The organism is Pseudoalteromonas sp. 23_GOM-1509m (assembly GCF_000518425.1).
Classification (GTDB): Bacteria; Pseudomonadota; Gammaproteobacteria; order Enterobacterales; family Alteromonadaceae; genus Pseudoalteromonas; species Pseudoalteromonas tetraodonis.
Genome location: NZ_JADO01000012.1, coordinates 93,030 through 111,281 on the forward strand (window position 1 = coordinate 93,030; position 18,252 = coordinate 111,281).

The following is an 18,252-nucleotide window of genomic DNA, read 5'->3' on the forward strand; positions in this document are numbered from 1 at the left end:
GCGCTTTTAAATATTTATGCTAGCGCTGCATACTAAGCTCAGTGCCTTAACTCAGCCCTTCTATTATTTCCTTTAAAGTATGTTGAGCAAAAGTACTTTAAAAATCAATAAAGAACACATCATACTTAATTTAAATTAAAAAAAATCTTAGCTATAACATATTATTTGAAGAAATATCTATCAAAAGAAAAGGTTGTTTGCGAAAATAGTGACTCAGTAAGATGTGTTCTAGGTAGGTAGCTAATGGTTACAAAGGTACAAATAAGAAGTCAGTTTGATTTACTCAATGAATTAACACTTAGCTTAATTGATGAGCTTAAAGAGGTTGGCTTTGCTAAAGCAGAGTATTTTCAATTACCTGAGATTAGTAGTACTGAAGAAAATATAATCCCTGAGTCTATAAGCGTTTCAAAAATAACAGGGGAATTGGCACATAAGGCAATTTTAAATGCTTTCTCAGATATGTATAAAAAGCCAGGGCTAAGCAGCCGAGTATTAAAGCGACACCCTGGTTTGCTAGTAATAAAAGAGGCGAATAAACAAGCCATTATTGATCGCATAGCACAGGTAAATAGTGCAAAAGCAGCTTTTAAAAATTGTATTTTAGCAATAGATAATAACGACGCGCGATTTGAAGCGGTGCATAATGCAATGCCAAATTTAATAACGCTTGCGGCGTATCGTAAAATTCATAGTGAAATTGAATCCCCTTTTTCTGTTCGCTTTACTTGGATGCATAAACACGCAACCAAAACACTTACAAAAAAAATGGCGCTTGAAATGTTAGAAAAATCGGCAGGCTATAAAAACCCGCGAATGATTGATCAGCAAAAATGGCAGTCACTGGTTGCACAAGAACAGGTTCGAGTAGCCAGTTTGGGTGAAAAAGAAAAATTGCGAATTAGGCGCCCTACTCGAGTTAGTCCTCAAGTTAATGTGAGGTACACTGCACAAAATCGCTATCATGTTAGTGCTGCTTTACCTTTTATACTAATTAACCCAGAGCCCGACGTAAAATTTGGCGAACTACCGAGTTACCAAAAACCCTTATCGCATCCCCGAAAACGCGAATATGATTTTCTAGTGGACCGATTATATTTAGAACAAGTAACTAAATAAATTATGTTAAAAAGGCCACATAATGTGGCCTTTAATATATTTGTTGGTAAAAATAAATAGAATTACTTTTCTACAATTTCTTCCAGCTTATCTTCATCAATCAATACCGCATTTTCAACAATGCGTTTACCGCCTTGTATTTCAATACGCTTATTGTGTTTATTTAATGCCAATATCTCATCACAAAATTGATCAGACGGATGCATTTCATAAGTGTAATCGACTATGTTGCCGGTTTTATCATCTTTAACATTGGTAATGCTGTATTCAGATATTGCTCCTTTTTCAATTAAATCTTTCATCGTGGTTGTCATATCACGACGCAGTGCTTTTAATTTATTTTCGGTAATATCATCCGTTGAGTAAATAGAGCCATATTTTTCCATAATAGAAAGTAATCTAAAATGGTAGGTTTTTCCTGGTGCTGCATAACGCCATAAATGATATAAACGCAGCATCATCCAACGCGATAATCCGCGCTTTAATTCTTGTGCACTGTTAAAGTAATAACCTTTGTATTCAAGGTTATCAATCATGTTGTGTACAAATGCATTTAAACACGCAACACATTTTACGTTTCCGCCTTGGCCTTTCTTACCACTAAAGTGCAAAGACGATAAAAAGTTCATATTCGACTCGTAAAACGAATCATCAATATCAGAATTTTTAGTATCCGTTGCAGAATATTTAAAAGAAAGTTTAGAACCTTGCAATGCTTCAAGCGACTCTTTAATTTGCGGATATGGCATAGATTGGCCAACCGCTTTAAGCTCTTGTGCTAATTCGTTCATAGAAAACACAACGGCATATTGAATACCGGACTTAAAATTAATTTTTACAATTTTACCTTTTGAAGCTAGGCGAATTAATGCGCGCTCTACTTTTTCTTCTCTATCTGATGGCCACACTAAATATTCTACATCTTCGCCATCTTTACGAGTACTGACCACAGCCGGTGTTATTTTTATTTCGCCATCATATAAAATACCATCTACTTTTTCAGATATCTTACGCGTAATGATGGTTTTTTTAGGGGCTTCTTCAAGTGGCAGTTTTTTGTGGCCTGAGCGAACAAAACGTCCCCACAGATCATAATGGTTAAATGTGTTAGAGTAAGCGCGTAACCCATGGGCTGCATTTTCTATCGAAATTCGCACATCTTTATTATCTGTAAATAGTGCTAGGCTTTCGTTATCGATCGCACTTTCCACCCCGTGAATTTGGCCCCTAAGTGTATCGGGCAAGTTATCTACCGAGATGTTGACCTTTCGGCTCATGGTTTTTATTTCCGTTTTTATTGTGACAGCTAATAACAACACATAAAGCCACAAAAGTTAAATGTTTAAGTTAGTATAAAAGTGATCTGACTTCAAATAAAATGCTCAGATCAGTATTTTACTAAGGAAAACTTAAAACAAGCGTTTTCAGATCACATTTTTACTAACTGAGTGTTGATAAGCCAAATTTTTACTAACTAAATAATAATTTTGTCCATTACAAAGTGTTTTTTTTTATATTTTACACGACAAATTATATAAAAATCTTAACCCCCTGTGGATAAGCTTAGTTCGAGTTAGCATAGATCTGATCTGTACTTACTACAGATCAGATCTATACTAATTAAACCATGCATTATCACTATTGCTTAGTGCATAACTTTATAATTTACTTAGTAAAAATATGATCTACAGGTAGGTATTTGTGAGTAACTCAGTGCTTAACCTGTGCGTAACTTAGATTGTAAATATTCGCTTAGTAAAAAGCTGATCTGCAAGTAGATAAGGATCTGATCTTAACCACGTACAATGCTGATCCACTATTTTTAATATTATTTATATAAATCATTACGTTATATATGTATTTTACACCCTTAGCCTTTAATACCTTATATATTTAACCATACTTAAACTTCTTTATTTATACTAAGCAATCTTAAAGGTGTAAAAATTATTTTATATGTCATGTATTTAAAATACATGTCGCCTTAAATAGTTGTTTACAGCTAATTGAATGGACATTATACTAAACACCTAACTTTGAGGAATAAAGTATGTCTATCAATAAAAACGCGCTAGATACTTATCGACTTTTGAAAGCAACCGCAGAAGTTGCTGAAAAATCACTAGAAGGACGTATCCAACATTACCGCGCCCATCTTAAATCTGAAGAAAAAGAATTAAGAACTTACACCCAAAAAGCAGCAGCTGATTTACTTGGCTGTAATAATCGTACCTTAAAAAGACGCCATGACAATGGTGACTTTGACGATTTAAATATAAAACGCGGTGCAAACGGCCACTATGCCTACACCTTAGTTAATATTTTTGCTATGGCTGATATTATGGACATACAGCCTGATCACCGCTCATCAACAGACAAACTCCAAGTTATTGTTATTAATTCATTAAAAGGTGGTTGTGGTAAAACAACAAGCATGGTTAACATTGCTGCTGCACTCGCTACCACTAACATTAAACGTTACCGTATCGGTATAATTGATTTAGATCCTCAAGGGTCATCATCAAGCTTTTTCCCATCTTCAGAGCCCGATCCAATTACCGTTGGTGATTTGATGCGTGACTGCATTGACCTTGATGAAGGTGAAACATGGCCTGAATTTGTGTCTAACTCTTTTTTACCAACACATATTCCTAATATTCGTGTTTTACCATCAGGTATGGATGACTTTTATTTTGAGCACGAAACAGCAACATTACTCAAAGACACCTCCAATTATGAGCAAACACGCCATTACCACAAACTACTAGAACGAGTAATAAATCCGGTAAAAGATGAGTTTGACATTCTTTTAATTGATACAGCGCCAACGCTTAACTTTATGTTTTACAATGCATTAATGGCTTCAACGGCGATGCTAATTCCGGTTCACCCTGAAGCGGTAGACTTTGATGCAAATAATAAATATTTAAAACGCTTAGGTGAGATTTATCATACCGTTGCCGCTCTTGGCCATGATGGTTGGGATTTCATGCAATTTTTAGTTACTAATTATGTGAAAGGCAATCACTCACAACGCGACATAGTTAAAGATGTTCGTAGTGCTTTTGGCCGCCAAGTAATGAGCTATCCTATTAATCATAGTTCAGCAATTACCGCCAGTTCATCGTCGTTTAATACTATTTTTGACCAAAAAGCATCTGACAGCTTAGCAAGTAGAGAGTCATTAATGCGCGCACAAGAAAATATCAAAGATGTAGTTGATGAACTCGAAATGCTAATTCGTTCTAATTGGCAATCCACTCAATCTAAATTAAATACGCCTAAGTAAGGATGTTGACTAAAAATGGCTAAAAAACGTAAAAATGACACCCGCTTAGATCCCTTTGCAACCGCTGTTGGCAGTAGCAGCTTAGATGCCCTTTTAGAGCAAGCCAATGCAGGCGACGTTATTCGTATGCCTGCTCCTAGTGATCCTAATCGGGAAATTACGCTTGTTTGTAAAGTGATAACACATAACGAGATTGAAAACTCAACTCAGGTTTATGGTAAAAATCGTCGCGTACAAGCGCTTTTAAACGAAAAGTCAGTCGCAGATATTCTTCCTGCTATTAAAGAAGATGGCCGTAATCAGCACCCTGCCCTATTGTGGGAGCAAGGTGATATGAGCCTTGTATTAGCTGGCTCTAGACGTCGTAAAGCCTGTATTTTAGGTGGCGCAGACTACCTCGTATTGAGTTCTAGTGACTTTAGCGAGCAAGATGCCAAAGTACTTGCGGTTTCATCAGATCAATACATTGCCCCTAGTCTTTGGGAGTTGGGTCAAGCGTATCAGCAAACTAGAAACGATCTTATTCAACAAGGCAAAAAAGGCTCGTACCGTGAAATTGCTGTTATTGAAGGGGTATCGCATACAGCGATTGCTGATGCGATAAAAGCGTATGAGCAAATATCTGCAGATGTTATAGCCCTTTACCCAACAGCTAATCATGTTGGTAGAGAAGTTGCTAAAAAGCTGATTAACGCAAAGGAGCGCGATGAGGAAGCATTTAATGATTTAGTTGTTGCACTTGCCAGCAATGATGAAATTAACGCCTTAGAAGCCGACGACAAGCGCGCTATGCTAATTACTAAATACCTAACTGCAGAGCCTAAAACAGCATCAAAACGTGAAGCGGTTTTAGAAAATGACTTTATTAGTGTGCAACGTAACCTTAAAAGTGGTGACGTTTCAATTAAAATAAATAATAAAGTCATGACAGACAAGCGCTTAGAGCAACTTACTAAGTTATTAAGTGCCTTTAATTAGTTAGTAATATCGTGATCTGTAAAAGGGGTTGGGTTAGTTAAAACATGATCTAAACCTCTTTTTTAGTTGGTAAAAATCTGATCTTTAGTGGCATAAAAAGGCTAAAAACATGGCTTAAACCATCAAGGATCATATTTTTACTAACTAAACTCCTCCTTTTAATGGCATTTTTCACCTTGTTAGTAAAAACCTGATCTAAGCCTAACTAAATCTCCTTTTAAAGTTAATTAATTGTTTTTCTTTTGTAATTTAAACGTGCTTTTTTAGTGAGCAAAATTAAACAATGATCGCCAATTCGCTATAAACCAATTTTTTACTAACCAATCAGATCCAACCAGTTTATTTTAAAAATAATATTGCTTTAGCTCAGCGCTGATAAGGCATATACTGGAAAAATTGTTTTTAAATTTTAATACTTTGAGTGACATGTCTGCTAACTTATCAAAAAATGATTTAATGGCTATTTTTGAAGAAATTAAAAATGAGCAGGCTACCCAGTTTCCTCTTTCTGAGCGATTCATAAAAAAATTATTTAAACCCGCGGTGTTGGCCAAAGGAAAATCGTACTATAAAAACGGCCAAATCAGTTGGTTAGAACATAATGCAGATTTTTCTGTGGTTGACTCTACGGTGCAAGGTGATAAAGGAATCGCGTTCAACCAACGTATTGAGATCAGTAAATTACCAACTGGTTATTCGGTCGATACCCACTGTACCTGTAATGTTAAAACTAAATGCCGCCATTTGGCCGCTATTTTGTTAAAGCTTAAAATTGAGCATTCTGGTGAGTACGGTGAAGATTATTTTATTAATGATTGGTTTAGTGAACTAAGCGCACTTAAAAACACCGACCAAGCTCAACCCTCGCAAGTATTACTGTTTGTATTAGACATAGAAAACAACAAAGTATTTTTAACCCCTAAAATTGCCAACTACGATAAAAATAATAATTATGCACTTGGGCGAAATTTAACTGAGCAACAGCTTAATAGTTTTGTAACCCCTAGCGATTTGCTCGAAAGTGATTTTAGATTATATAGCTGGATCCGATCGCAAAATGCGGTCGGTAATATTGAGCTTAAAGGTCAATGGGGTTTTAATGCGCTGCAGCAATTACTTGCCACAGACAGATTATTTTTACAACGCTCTCGAGTACCTATTAAAGCGCAACCTGGTTTACCTCTTAACTTTGTTTGGGAAAAACAAAAAGAGGTAACTCAGTTAAAAATTCACTTGGATCAAATTCCTAATTGGGCGTTAATTAAAACAACGCCGCCTATCTACTTAGATTTAGATAAATATAAATTAGGCCGTATTCGTACGCCCCTCAGTGCTGATGAAATTGCGCACTTACAAACTATACCGGCGCTGCACGATACAAACTTTGACCGAATTTATAAGCAGCTTGCTGATAACTTTGGAGTAGGTGTTATTCCCCACCCTACTAATACACCAAGCACGCCTGTTAAGTCGTTGAGTAATGCCATACTTAAAGTCAGCATGTCGGGCTCAGTAATGGCTATTTCGTTATCGTTTAAGTATAAAAATAAAAACTATTTAGCGGGCACCGCGCCTGCAAAGTTAATTAATAGCGCCTTTGAAAACACCGTTACCAATGAGTTAGTCAACTTAGGCTTCGATTTTTGTAAAGGGGGTTTACACAGCGAGTTTATTTTTAGTCAGGAATCGGCTATTCACTTACATTGGCTAGTTCACGAGGTACTTCCCAGCTTTAAACAACGCGGTTGGCAAGTATCAATGAGCAAAGTTAATGTTGCTGATACTAAAAGCCAAATCTCATTGCATGTAAACAGAGCTGCAGGTCATCAAATGCATAGTAAAGTAATGCTAAACGATACCAAAGTAGCCACCCTATTAAATGTAAATAATAAACTGTATGAATCGTTAAACCGTCAAAGTGAATTATTTTATTACTACCCTGTTGGCCGTCAATTTGGGGTTATTGATAAAGCAGCGTTTAATTTATTAATTGAATTTAAAATGCGATTTGAATTTATTAAAACCCGTGACGAATTTAACATTCCGCTTTCATACTTACCTGAATTAGTTCAGCACACAGCTATTAATATAGAGCTACATGACCCGTCACTAGAGCGTTACCTTGATGAACTAAATAACGATGCACTGCTATCCCCTAACACTGCCATTCATGGCTTACACGATTCTGTAGTATTAAGAGAGTATCAGCAAGAAGGCGTGGCTTGGCTTAACTTTTTAAAGCGTAATCAGTTAGGTGGGATTTTAGCGGATGATATGGGCTTGGGTAAAACGTTACAAGTGATTGCCTACTTAGCAAGCTCATACAATACACCGCAAGCAGGGCCTACGCTTATTGTGTGCCCTACAAGTTTAGTGAGTAATTGGCAAAACGAAATTACCAAGTTCGCAAAAAGCTTAAAAGTGACCACTATTTTTGGTGCACACCGAAATGATTCGTTGCAGCATTTGGCACAAGCGCAGTGTATTTTAACCACCTATCCGCTATTAAAACGTGACATTGCTTATTACTCACCGCTGTATTTTGAAAACATTATTCTTGATGAAGCCCAGTATATTAAAAACGATACCGCACAAGTTTCGCGGTTGGTAAAACGTTTAAATGCCGACTTTAAGCTTTGTTTAAGTGGCACCCCAATTGAAAACAATTTATTTGAATTAAAGTCATTGCTCGACTTTGCAATGCCCTCGCTTTTAGGTTCACAGGCGCACTTTAAGCAGCATTTTCAAGGCCCTATTGAACGCGAAAGCAACATTGAACGTGCAGAGCAACTAAAAGCGTTAATTATGCCGTTTATTTTGCGCCGTACTAAAGCCCAAGTGGCTCAAGAGCTGCCGCAAAAAACCGAACTTATAAAAGAGTTTGAGTTTGAACCTAAACAAAAAGATATGTACCAAGGTATAACTCGTGCGCTTGAAGAAAAACTGATTGATTTATTTGCCGAGCAAGGCGTGCAAAAAAGCAAACTCGCCTTTTTAGAAGCCTTATTAAAGTTACGCCAAATTTGTTGTCATCCTAAACTCATTGAACCTGAAACTGAGGCAGCCAGTGCTAAATTAGAATGGTTATCGAGTCACTTACCTTTAATGCTTAGCCTTGGCCGTAAAGTGATTATATTTAGCCAGTTTACCTCTGCCCTTGATTTAATTGCCGAGCGTTTAAATGAGCTAAATATTAATTTTAGTATGCTAACGGGGCAAACGCGTCATCGCGATAAAGTAATAGACGAATTTACCAGTGGTAACACTTCCGTGTTTTTGATTAGCTTAAAAGCCGGTGGTACAGGGCTTAATTTAACCCAAGCCGACACCGTTATTCATTTTGATCCATGGTGGAACCCAGCCGTTGAAAAACAAGCCACCGATCGTGCTTATCGAATTGGGCAAACAAACCCAGTGTTTGTTTATAAACTAATTATGGCTAACTCTATTGAACAAAAAGTATTTCAAATGCAGCAAGATAAGCAAGCGCTTGTAGATGCATTATTTACCGAAAAATCAATGAGTTTTACCCAGTTTGACGAACAACAAATGCTGTCTTTAATTAAAAGCTAAAATAATTTTAAAAAATCATGACGAGTTTTTGAACTTATTTAAATTGTAGGCGTCTATTAATATGCTTGGTTAAATTGCAGTTTCTCCAAGCTTTCATGTTGATATCCCATATAGTAGTTACTAGACATAGTAATGATTAAGCCAGCCAGTAATGCGCTGGCTTTTTTTTGCTTTTAAAAATATTTATTTTTTTATTTAATTTATTTTGAACTAATCACAAATGGCTGGGTCTATTATTATGCTTGTAGTTGATGTGTTGTTATACAAGTTTCATGTTGATTTCCCTGTTTGATTACTAATTTAGTAATATTGAGCCAGCTTTATTAGCTGGCTTTTTTTATGCCTCAAATTCAACTTTTTTAAAATTATTTTGAACTAATTTAATCCGAGCGCGTCTACTATTATGCTTGTAGTTGATATGTTGTTTTACAAGTTTCATGTTGATTTCCCTGTTTGATTACTAATTTAGTAATATTGAGCCAGCTTTACTAGCTGGCTTTTTTTATGCGCTTAATTTAGTGTTTTACCCTACTGCTAAAGAGCGTAATTCGTTATGATGGCATGTCACTAAATTTTAAAAGTTTATTCTATGTTTACTTCGTTTTTATCCCATTTAGATTGGTTAAGTGTTGGTACTGGCGCTATAGCCGGTATGGCTATTTTCAGCGTTGTATCAGTCCAGTTAAGCAAAAAAATAAAGCGCCAAGTGAGTGAGCAGCAACAACAGTTATTGTTATTACAAAGCCAGTATGAGCATACGCAAAATCAATATGCCTCTTTAGTGGAAGAGCACGACTTGTTAGGGCTTACTCATCAAGAGCAACGTGATCAGGCGCAACATTTTAAAACGCGATTAACTGAGCAAGAAAAACAAAGCCAACTTTATAATCAATATTGGCGTAAAACCGAAGCCGAGCTAACCGCCCTGCGCGAGCAATACAATCTGCGCGATGTCGAGCTTAATAATATACGCACCACCCTTGAGCAAAAGCAGCAACATTTCAGCGAGCAACTCGCCCATATAGAGCAAAGTAAAGAAACGCTTAAAAAAGAATTCGAAAATTTAGCCAATCAAATCTTAGAAGAAAAATCGCAAAAATTTAAAACTCTCAATCAAGAAAGCATAGAGCAGTTACTCAAGCCGGTTCAAGGTGAGCTAAAAGGCTTTAGAGATAAAATGGAATCTATTCACGTTGAAGACTTAAAACAACGTGCTGCGCTTAAAACCGAACTATTGCATTTACAAGCCAAAAGCCAAGCCATTACCGAGCAGGCTGACAAGCTAAGCAATGCCTTACAAGGGCAAAAGAAAACCCAAGGTAATTGGGGCGAGTTAATGCTTGAAAACGTGCTTGATAGCGCAGGCCTGCGCGCTGGCACAGACTATAAACGCGAAGTGTCGTTTAATACCGAAGACGGCCGTTTGCGCCCTGATGTTGTGGTGTATTTACCTCAAGGTCGCCACTTAGTGATTGATGCAAAAACATCGTTAAATGCCTATACCCGCTACGTAAATGCCGAAACAGAGCTTGAGTCTCAACAAGCGATTAAAGAGCATGTAAATGCCGTAACTGCCCGTATAAATGAGCTGGCCAGTAAATCGTATGACCGTTTACCAGGGATAAACTCGCCTGAGGTTGTTATTATGTTTGTACCCATAGAATCCGCCTTTGTAGAAGCACTTAAATACCAAAGCGACATTTACCAGCAAGCAATAGAAAAAAACATTTTGGTTGCTACCCCTACTACCCTGCTAACCAGTTTAAATATTGTTAAGCAGTTATGGCGCTTTGAAGAGCAAACTAAATATTCAAAAGAGCTGGCTAATCGTGCTGAGCGTTTTTACAGTAAGCTCAACGGCTTTTTAACCAGTATGGAAGGGGTGGGTAAACAGCTCGATAAAGCCAAAGAAACCTACGATAAAGCATTTTCTCAGTTATACCGTGGTAAAGGTAACTTAATTAAACAAGCCTCAGAATTTAAAGAGTTGGGTGTATCGGTGCAAAAAGAGTTACCTCAAGAAAGCGTTGAACGCGCTCACTTAGAGCTTGATGAATAAACACCACATATAATATTTGCGCACTGAGGTTGTGCGTTTATGTGGCTAGTTATTTACTAACTGCGCAGGCACTATAATAATATCTGTCCTTTAGGATTAACCACATGCAACGCCCAACTGTTTTTTTCATTTCTCATGGTGGCGGCCCAATGCCATTACTAGGTGATGCCAACCATGCAGAAATGCGAGCCTGTTTAGAACAGGTTGCCGCTACAATCCCAAAGCCTTCTGCTATTTTAATGGTCAGCGCGCATTGGGAAGCTCAACCAATTAGTATAACGGCGCACTCTTCACCGCCGCTTATTTATGATTACTATGGTTTTCCTGAGCAGGCGTACCAATTAACTTACCTTTGTACTGGCCAGCCGCAACTTGCTAATTTAGTACAGCAAGCGCTCGCAACACATAATATTGACTCAAAACTCGATCCACAGCGTGGTTTTGATCACGGTATGTTTGTACCGTTAAAAATTATGTATCCAGAGGCCGATATTCCCTGTGTGCAAATATCCTTGCATCCAAGTCTTGATCCGCTGTTGCATGTTGAAATTGGTAAAGCGTTGCAAAGTATTGATTACGATAACTTATTAATTATAGGCTCAGGCTTTACCTTCCATAATATGCGCGCTTTTGGTGTTACTCAATCAAACGATGTCAACCAGCAAAATCAGGCATTTGAAAATTGGTTGGTAAGCACAATCGCAGATCAAACATTAACCGAGCAACAGCGTGAACAGCAATTATTAGCATGGCAGCAAGCTCCAGCTGCACGCTTTAATCACCCCAGAGAAGAGCACTTGTTACCGCTACATGTATGCTATGGCGCTGCTATGTGTGCAAGCACTGAGGTATTTGAATTAAATATTGCCAATAAGCGAGCCAGTATGTATTTGTGGCAATAATAAAAACACGCCAGACTTTGCTAGGCGTGTTTTTTGGTTCTACTGTATTTATTACAGTGGTTAAGCGTAAGCAATTACCATTTCATTTCGCCTTTATGAACTTTAGCGCCAATGCTAAGAGCCATAGGTAATACAGCCTCTGGGTATGAGTTGGTCATTTTATCTATCAGCAGCTTACTGCTATCACTACTTTGCTTAGCGTGTGCAAAATCCTTTAAATACTGAATTGAAAAATCAATATTTGCAGCATCTAATTGAGTGCCTGCTTTCATATGCCCAGGGATCACCACGTCAGGGTTGAGTGCTTTCATTTCATTAAGTTGCTTTGCCCATGCATTTTGCTCTGCCTGAGTTTGTGCATCGGCCATCCATAAATGAACATTAGCGTATACAGCCACATTCCCTAAAATAGCCTTGTTATCAGGTATCCATAAATATGGGCGATGATTATGCTCACCCTCTGTGCCACGAATTTCAATGGTATGGCCTTCTATTTTTAAGCTATTACCATTAAATACCTTAGGTACGACGGGGTTTTTTGGTGCGTTTTTACCCATTTTTGGGGTCCAGAAAGCAAGTTTACCTTTAAGCTTTGCTACTATTTTTTGGTGCACTGCCGGTGTGGTAATAACCTCTGCATTTGGGAAAAACTGTTGTAACACTTCAGCGCCAAAGTAGTAATCAGGGTCGGCCTGGCTAATAAAAATAGTTTTTAATTGTTTACCAGAGTCAATTACTTTGGCGGCAATGCGCAGTGCATCGGCTTTGGTAAATCCGGTATCAATTAAAATTGCATCGGTACGGCCATAAACCAGCGTGGCATTAACATGAAAGCTATTGCTGTCAGCGTTATACACATCAAGGGTTAATGGGGTTTCGTCTGCAATAGCGATATTGCTGGTTAATAGTGTGCTTAATAAAAGCGTGCGTAGGTTCATGGTATTCTCATCATTGGTTGCTAATGCGAGCATAATAAAGGTTTGATATGTTCAGAAAAACAACCAATAATTAGCATCATTGTTTCATAAATAGTGCAAATACTATGGATAAACTCACCGCAGCGCAGGTTTTTGTTGATGTTGCCTACTCAGGCAGTTTTACTGCCACTGCCGATCGGCTTGAAATGTCACGCCCTATGGTTACTCGTCATATTGAGTCGGCAGAGGCATGGCTCAATACTCGTTTGCTACACCGAACTACCCGCAAAGTTACACTTACCACCGCTGGCGAGGCCTGTTTACCCGAAATAGAGCAATGGTTAGCACAGGCTAACCGTTTAGTTGAACAAACTAAAAGCCAGCAACAGTTGTCAGGTAAAATACGAGTAGCGACCAGTATGTCGTTAGGTTTTGCACAATTAGCCCCTATATTTACACGCTTTATGAAACGTCACTCTAACGTGCAAATAGACATAGATCTTGAAGACTCAACCACAGATCTAATAGAGCAACGTGTTGATTTGGCAATACGTATTGCAGCCAATCCTGATCCTTCGTTAATAGGTAAACCTATTGCCGAGTGTGAATCTATATTAGTGGCCTCAGCTGATTACCTCGCAGATTATCCGCCAATAACGACACCACAAGAGTTAAGCACTCATCAATGTTTAGGCTATAAAAACTTTGACCGATATATTTGGCATTTACACAACGGGGATGAATTTCAATCGGTTGATGTTAAATGTAATTTAAGTGCAAACGAGGCCACCACATTACTTCATGCAGCCATAGCCGGTGGTGGTATTTCAGTGCAGCCTACGTATTTGGCAAATCAATATATACTGGATGGTCGCTTGCAACGTGTATTAGCGCCATGGACACTAAACCCAATGAAAATATATGTGCTTTACCCTTCTCGTCAGCATTTATCGGCAACAGTAAGAGCACTAATCGACACGCTCAGTGAAGAATTTAAAAATCCAGCATGGTAATAAATTATAAAAGTTTGGGTTTAAACCATAGCTTTGTGCGTTAAGCATACTGATATTCTGTAGGTTATTTTGTTACAGTAAATGTAATAAGCGCCTTAATCCATAAAGGTCAGCAGACCCAAGGAACAATAATAATGAATCTGATCAAAACATCGGGCTTGGCACTGGCCATTGTTGCGGGCTTAGGCTTGCAAGCATGTTCAAGTACCAGCATAACAACCAACAATAATGCAGCGATGAGTACCGTGAATAACCCATTAAGCCTAACGCAAATTTATAAAGATAAAGAATTTAAAACCCAGCGAAGCACTTATTTTAAGTGGCTAGACGATGGTACTGGCTACACTGTGCTTGAAGAGCGCGAAAGCGAAAAAGAAGATGATAACAACGCCGATGACGAAAAAGAGCACGGCGTAAAAGGCAACGACATTGTATTTTACAATGCTGACGGCACAGGCCGTAAAGTATTGGTTGAGTTTGAAAAACTGTTGCCAGAGGGCGCAGACGAGCCATTTGCAATCGAAAGCTATCAGTGGTCAAAAGACGGTAAATGGTTGATGGTATTTACCAACAGCGAGCAAGTTTGGCGTTCGCGAAGCAGAGGCGACTTTTGGTTACTTAACCTTGAGACCAACCAATTACAGCAATTAGGTGGCTTGGATGTTGAGCCAACTAAGTTAATGTTTGCTAAGTTCTCGCCAGATAGCTCAAAAGTGGCTTACGTACGCGACAACAATATTTATATGCAAGCGGTTGGCAGTAACGATGTAACCGCGCTCACAACCGATGGTAACGCCACCATTGTTAACGGTAATTTTGATTGGGTATACGAAGAAGAATTTACTATTGCCGATGGTTTTCGTTGGAGCCCCGACAACAAATCAATCGCCTATTGGCAGCTTGATACCAGTGACGTTAAATTTTTCACTATGATTAACAACACCGACGAGCTCTACCCTACCCTTAAAGAATTCCCTTATCCTAAGGCCGGTGAAACCAACTCTGCCGTGCGTGTTGGTGTGGTAAGCCTTGCTGATAAACAAACCCGTTGGGCTGAGCTTGAAGGCGATAACCGCGACCGTTATATTCCGCGTATTAGCTGGGCAGGCACCGGTAATGAATTAATGATTCAAGACTTAAACCGCCCACAAAGCCACAACAAAGTGTGGTTGTTTGATTGGCAAAAGCAGCAACTGACCAAGATTTTAGAAGACAAAGACGATGCGTTTATCGAATGGTTTTATAAAGCAAACTGGTCAAAAGACGGCGAGTTTTTTATTTGGCATAGCGAACGCGACGGCTGGCGTCATCTTTATCGTGTATCGCGCGATGGCAAAACTATTATCGACCTAACGCCAGGCGATTACGACATTATTGATATGCTGAGCATCAATGAAGATAAAAACGTAATGTATTTTATTGCCTCGCCAAACGATCCTGGTCAGCGTTATTTATACAGCACACCGCTTGATGGCAGCAGCAAACCGGTACGGGTAACACCTGCTGAGTTTGAGGGATCAAACAGCTACTACATGTCAAAAGATGCCTCGTGGGCAATGCATACTTACTCAAAATTTGGTACGCCACCGACTAAAGAGATCATTAAAGTGAGCGATCACAGTAATGTAAAAACCTTAGTTGAGAATACAAAGCTTAAAGAAAAGCTTGCTGAACAAAGCTTACCCAAGCATGAGTTTTTTAAAGTAAACGCGCAAGATGGTACCGAGCTTGACGGCTACATTATGTTCCCAGAGAACATGGATAAAAGTAAAAAATACCCAATTGTGTTTTACGTATACGGCGAACCATGGGGTTCAACCGTGCAAGACCGCTGGGAAGGTAACAGTTACTTATATAAATCGTTACTAACGCAAAAAGGCTTTATTGTGGCATCGGTTGATAATCGTGGTACACGTGCACCAAAAGGCCGAGATTGGCGCAAATCGATTTATAAAAAAATTGGTTCTATCACAGTGCAAGACCAAGTAGACGCCCTAGATGCTATGGCTAAACGTTGGGATGTAATAGACACTGACCGCGTTGGCGTGTGGGGTCATTCAGGCGGCGGTAGCTCAACCCTTAACTTACTGTTCCGCCATGGTGATAAATTTAAAGTAGGCATTGCCTCAGCACCCGTGCCAGACATTCGTTTGTACGACACCATTTATCAAGAGCGTTATGCGGGCAACCCAAACACCGATCCTGAGAGTTACGATAACACCTCGCCGATTACCTTTGCTAAAAACCTAACCGGTAAGCTATTGCTTATTCACGGCACAGGCGATGATAACGTGCATTATCAAGGCTCAGAGCGTTTAATTGACGAACTCGTTAAGCACAACAAGCAGTTTGAGTTTTTCTCATACCCTAACCGCTCACATAGCTTACGTGAAGGCAAAGGCACCACTTTGCATTACCACACTATGATGGCTGATTTTTTTGAAAAGCACTTACTAAACAAGTAATCGCTTTAAAAAAATAAAATACTAAAGCCGCACACTAATTATTAGTGTGCGGCTTTTTTAATCAAAATGTAATGGGGGTTTACAAAGCGTAAGTTGGATAGAGTGCAACGAAACCCAACAATAATAAAAAATGACTTATACACTCAATGTCATCTAAAACAGCCAAGGCTCACCATGTTATTAGCCATTTTTCAATTTCGATAGCATCATCACGATCAAACACCATTAAACTTGAATGAGAGCGAGCATTAAAAGTTATTTTTTTTACTAACTCATTTTGTATAGATGAAAAGTAAGCCGGGGGGGATAGAGAGTCAACATCTGAGTTAATTAACAATACAGGCTTTTTAGTCTCAGTTAATTTAGGCAATAAATTTGTTTCTTGAATGGTTACTCCTGCCTCAAACATTGCCTGGTTAACAATATTATCAATCTCGCTATGAAAAAAATGACTAAGCAAAGGCGATTTATAAGGTAAGTACTCCTTAGCTGCAACGTCAAAACTCATCATTGGGGCAAGTAAAATAGCAGCGTCAACATATTCTGATGATAATAAGTTACTTGCAGTAAGTGCTCCCATAGAATGGCCGACTACAACAGTCTGGTTATTTATTTGATTTAAAAGTGATTCAGCAAGCAGTTCATTTAAAATGCCGTGCTCTTTTGCTGCAAATACAAATGCTTCAGTTGATTCACCATGGCCAAAAAGATCTGGAATAATAACGTTCATACCAAGCGCTCTAAAATAGATAGCTGAAGCCATCATTGCTTCTTTACTGCCCCCATAGCCATGAAGTAATAAAGCAGTGCCTTCAAAACGATTAAATGTGTCTGGTGTCATTCTGTGTGAAATTGTATTTTCTACATTATTACCAGTAGCATGAAGGTTGTAATAAACAGAACTCTCTTGCGAAAATTCGGCTGCTTGATAAGGTTCAGCAGTCAGATATGTAATGCATTGAGTGGTACTAAAAGAGCAAAACTTTTGTTTTTCAAAGCCAATGTCGCTAGGTTTTGCTTTTATAAACTGTGCTTCAGAAAGATAGATACCGGGGTTTGACATGACGTAACTGCCAATTGAAGTACAGCCAGACAAAGAAAATATATAAAGTGTAATTGCTAATAGTTTGGTGAAATTTTCCATTTTCGCTTCATTAGTTAAACTTGAACATCAACACTTTAATTAAGCAGATAACGTCCTATGAGGTGGAGGAGGTTTTAGCCGTTAGTTAGGCATTTTTTATCATTTCAAAGTACCTTAACAGTATCTTCTATCCACCTCAATTTTCTCAAGTAAATAAATCTGTTTGGCATTAAGTAGACACTTGCTTATTAATCAAAACCCAAATTTAGTGCTTAGTTACGACTTTAAGTTACTTTTTTATCAAAGTTTTATGGATTTAGGGGCTGAAATTTCACTCTCTTTTTAATCAAAATGGTGCGGAGGTTTACAAAGCGTTCGTTGGGTTGATTGCAACGAAACCCAACAAGAAAAAAGCTCAATAGGCAATAATTAAATCGTTTTTTGCTAAACAAAGTTTGGTATTTAAGAGGCATTAAAAAAAGTAGCATCCTTGCTACTACAAGTGCGATATTAACTGCTTGGTTGCGAAGGTTGATACTTATTAACGAGAATGTGCTGCAAACTTTTAAGAGCCCGCTTTATCGCTTGCAGCATACTTCTTCCTTTTGTATTTACATTAATACTGGGTAGCCCAGGCAAAAGAATATTAATTTTGCATTGCTGCAAAGTGCCGTGGCGCTCACTCGAAAGATCATTTATTTGAATCTCAACTTTACGAATATTTAAAGCATGTTTTGCCAATTGGCTTTTTATCAACTTCAAAAGCGACATCTTTTCACTTGCGTTAATTATCTTATTTTTAACTGTAAGTTTTAGCTTCATGCAATTACACCTTTTAATAGTAACTATGTTG

12 protein-coding genes are annotated in these 18,252 nt (G+C 38.3%); 8 read left to right on the top strand and 4 right to left on the bottom strand.

Annotated features, from left to right (window positions below; all coding sequences use genetic code 11):
* Positions 1-243: 243 nt before the first annotated feature.
* The gene (locus tag N523_RS0106130) at positions 244-1,119 is read left to right on the top strand and encodes a DNA replication terminus site-binding protein (protein WP_028834607.1); all 876 of its coding nucleotides are present in this window, start codon (positions 244-246) and stop codon (positions 1,117-1,119) included.
* Between the two features lie 62 nt (positions 1,120-1,181).
* On the opposite strand, the gene N523_RS0106135 is transcribed toward N523_RS0106130, so the two are convergent.
* Positions 1,182-2,396 carry a hypothetical protein gene (locus N523_RS0106135; RefSeq protein WP_013463357.1) on the bottom strand — a complete coding sequence of 405 codons (1,215 nt, stop codon included), beginning with the start codon at positions 2,394-2,396 and terminating at the stop codon, positions 1,182-1,184.
* A gap of 773 nt (positions 2,397-3,169) precedes the next feature.
* On the opposite strand from N523_RS0106135, the gene N523_RS0106140 reads away from it, so the two are divergent.
* The 5 genes from N523_RS0106140 to N523_RS0106160 all read left to right on the top strand — a co-directional run bounded on the left by N523_RS0106140 (position 3,170) and on the right by N523_RS0106160 (position 11,920).
* A complete protein-coding gene (locus tag N523_RS0106140; protein WP_028834608.1) occupies positions 3,170-4,408 on the top strand; it encodes an AAA family ATPase in 1,239 nt (412 codons plus the stop codon).
* A 15-nt stretch (positions 4,409-4,423) separates the two neighbouring features.
* Positions 4,424-5,386 (top strand): transcriptional regulator, encoded by a 963-nt coding sequence (locus tag N523_RS0106145; RefSeq protein ID WP_028834609.1) that lies wholly within the window; start codon positions 4,424-4,426, stop codon positions 5,384-5,386.
* Positions 5,387-5,812: 426 nt separating this feature from the next.
* Positions 5,813-8,959, top strand: coding sequence for a DEAD/DEAH box helicase (locus N523_RS0106150; protein WP_028834610.1), 3,147 nt, complete (start codon positions 5,813-5,815; stop codon positions 8,957-8,959).
* A gap of 589 nt (positions 8,960-9,548) precedes the next feature.
* On the top strand, positions 9,549-11,018 hold the full coding sequence (gene rmuC, locus N523_RS0106155) for a DNA recombination protein RmuC (RefSeq protein ID WP_028834611.1): 1,470 nt from the start codon (positions 9,549-9,551) through the stop codon (positions 11,016-11,018).
* Between the two features lie 104 nt (positions 11,019-11,122).
* On the top strand, positions 11,123-11,920 hold the full coding sequence (locus N523_RS0106160; RefSeq protein ID WP_028834612.1) for a DODA-type extradiol aromatic ring-opening family dioxygenase: 798 nt from the start codon (positions 11,123-11,125) through the stop codon (positions 11,918-11,920).
* Between the two features lie 74 nt (positions 11,921-11,994).
* On the opposite strand, the gene N523_RS0106165 is transcribed toward N523_RS0106160, so the two are convergent.
* Entirely contained in the window at positions 11,995-12,891 is an 897-nt protein-coding gene (locus N523_RS0106165; RefSeq protein WP_155949127.1) for an MBL fold metallo-hydrolase, read from the bottom strand.
* A 71-nt stretch (positions 12,892-12,962) separates the two neighbouring features.
* On the opposite strand from N523_RS0106165, the gene N523_RS0106170 reads away from it, so the two are divergent.
* Both N523_RS0106170 and N523_RS0106175 read left to right on the top strand, forming a co-directional pair.
* Positions 12,963-13,850 (top strand): LysR family transcriptional regulator, encoded by an 888-nt coding sequence (locus tag N523_RS0106170; RefSeq protein ID WP_028834614.1) that lies wholly within the window; start codon positions 12,963-12,965, stop codon positions 13,848-13,850.
* A 134-nt stretch (positions 13,851-13,984) separates the two neighbouring features.
* The gene (locus tag N523_RS0106175) at positions 13,985-16,315 is read left to right on the top strand and encodes a S9 family peptidase (protein ID WP_028834615.1); all 2,331 of its coding nucleotides are present in this window, start codon (positions 13,985-13,987) and stop codon (positions 16,313-16,315) included.
* Between the two features lie 169 nt (positions 16,316-16,484).
* On the opposite strand, the gene N523_RS0106180 is transcribed toward N523_RS0106175, so the two are convergent.
* Entirely contained in the window at positions 16,485-17,459 is a 975-nt protein-coding gene (locus N523_RS0106180; protein WP_013462777.1) for an alpha/beta hydrolase, read from the bottom strand.
* A gap of 450 nt (positions 17,460-17,909) precedes the next feature.
* Positions 17,910-18,221, bottom strand: coding sequence for a hypothetical protein (locus N523_RS0106185; RefSeq protein WP_008110823.1), 312 nt, complete (start codon positions 18,219-18,221; stop codon positions 17,910-17,912).
* Positions 18,222-18,252 lie beyond the last annotated feature (31 nt).

Excerpts from the sequence above, each read along its gene's own strand:
- N523_RS0106130 (WP_028834607.1), top strand. The coding sequence starts at position 244 with ATGGTTACAAAGGTACAAATAAGAAGTCAGTTTGATTTACTCAATGAA.
- N523_RS0106135 (WP_013463357.1), bottom strand. The coding sequence starts at position 2,396 with ATGAGCCGAAAGGTCAACATCTCGGTAGATAACTTGCCCGATACACTT.
- N523_RS0106140 (WP_028834608.1), top strand. The coding sequence starts at position 3,170 with ATGTCTATCAATAAAAACGCGCTAGATACTTATCGACTTTTGAAAGCA.
- N523_RS0106145 (WP_028834609.1), top strand. The coding sequence starts at position 4,424 with ATGGCTAAAAAACGTAAAAATGACACCCGCTTAGATCCCTTTGCAACC.
- N523_RS0106150 (WP_028834610.1), top strand. The coding sequence starts at position 5,813 with ATGTCTGCTAACTTATCAAAAAATGATTTAATGGCTATTTTTGAAGAA.
- rmuC (WP_028834611.1), top strand. The coding sequence starts at position 9,549 with ATGTTTACTTCGTTTTTATCCCATTTAGATTGGTTAAGTGTTGGTACT.
- N523_RS0106160 (WP_028834612.1), top strand. The coding sequence starts at position 11,123 with ATGCAACGCCCAACTGTTTTTTTCATTTCTCATGGTGGCGGCCCAATG.
- N523_RS0106165 (WP_155949127.1), bottom strand. The coding sequence starts at position 12,891 with ATGCTCGCATTAGCAACCAATGATGAGAATACCATGAACCTACGCACG.
- N523_RS0106170 (WP_028834614.1), top strand. The coding sequence starts at position 12,963 with ATGGATAAACTCACCGCAGCGCAGGTTTTTGTTGATGTTGCCTACTCA.
- N523_RS0106175 (WP_028834615.1), top strand. The coding sequence starts at position 13,985 with ATGAATCTGATCAAAACATCGGGCTTGGCACTGGCCATTGTTGCGGGC.
- N523_RS0106180 (WP_013462777.1), bottom strand. The coding sequence starts at position 17,459 with ATGGAAAATTTCACCAAACTATTAGCAATTACACTTTATATATTTTCT.
- N523_RS0106185 (WP_008110823.1), bottom strand. The coding sequence starts at position 18,221 with ATGAAGCTAAAACTTACAGTTAAAAATAAGATAATTAACGCAAGTGAA.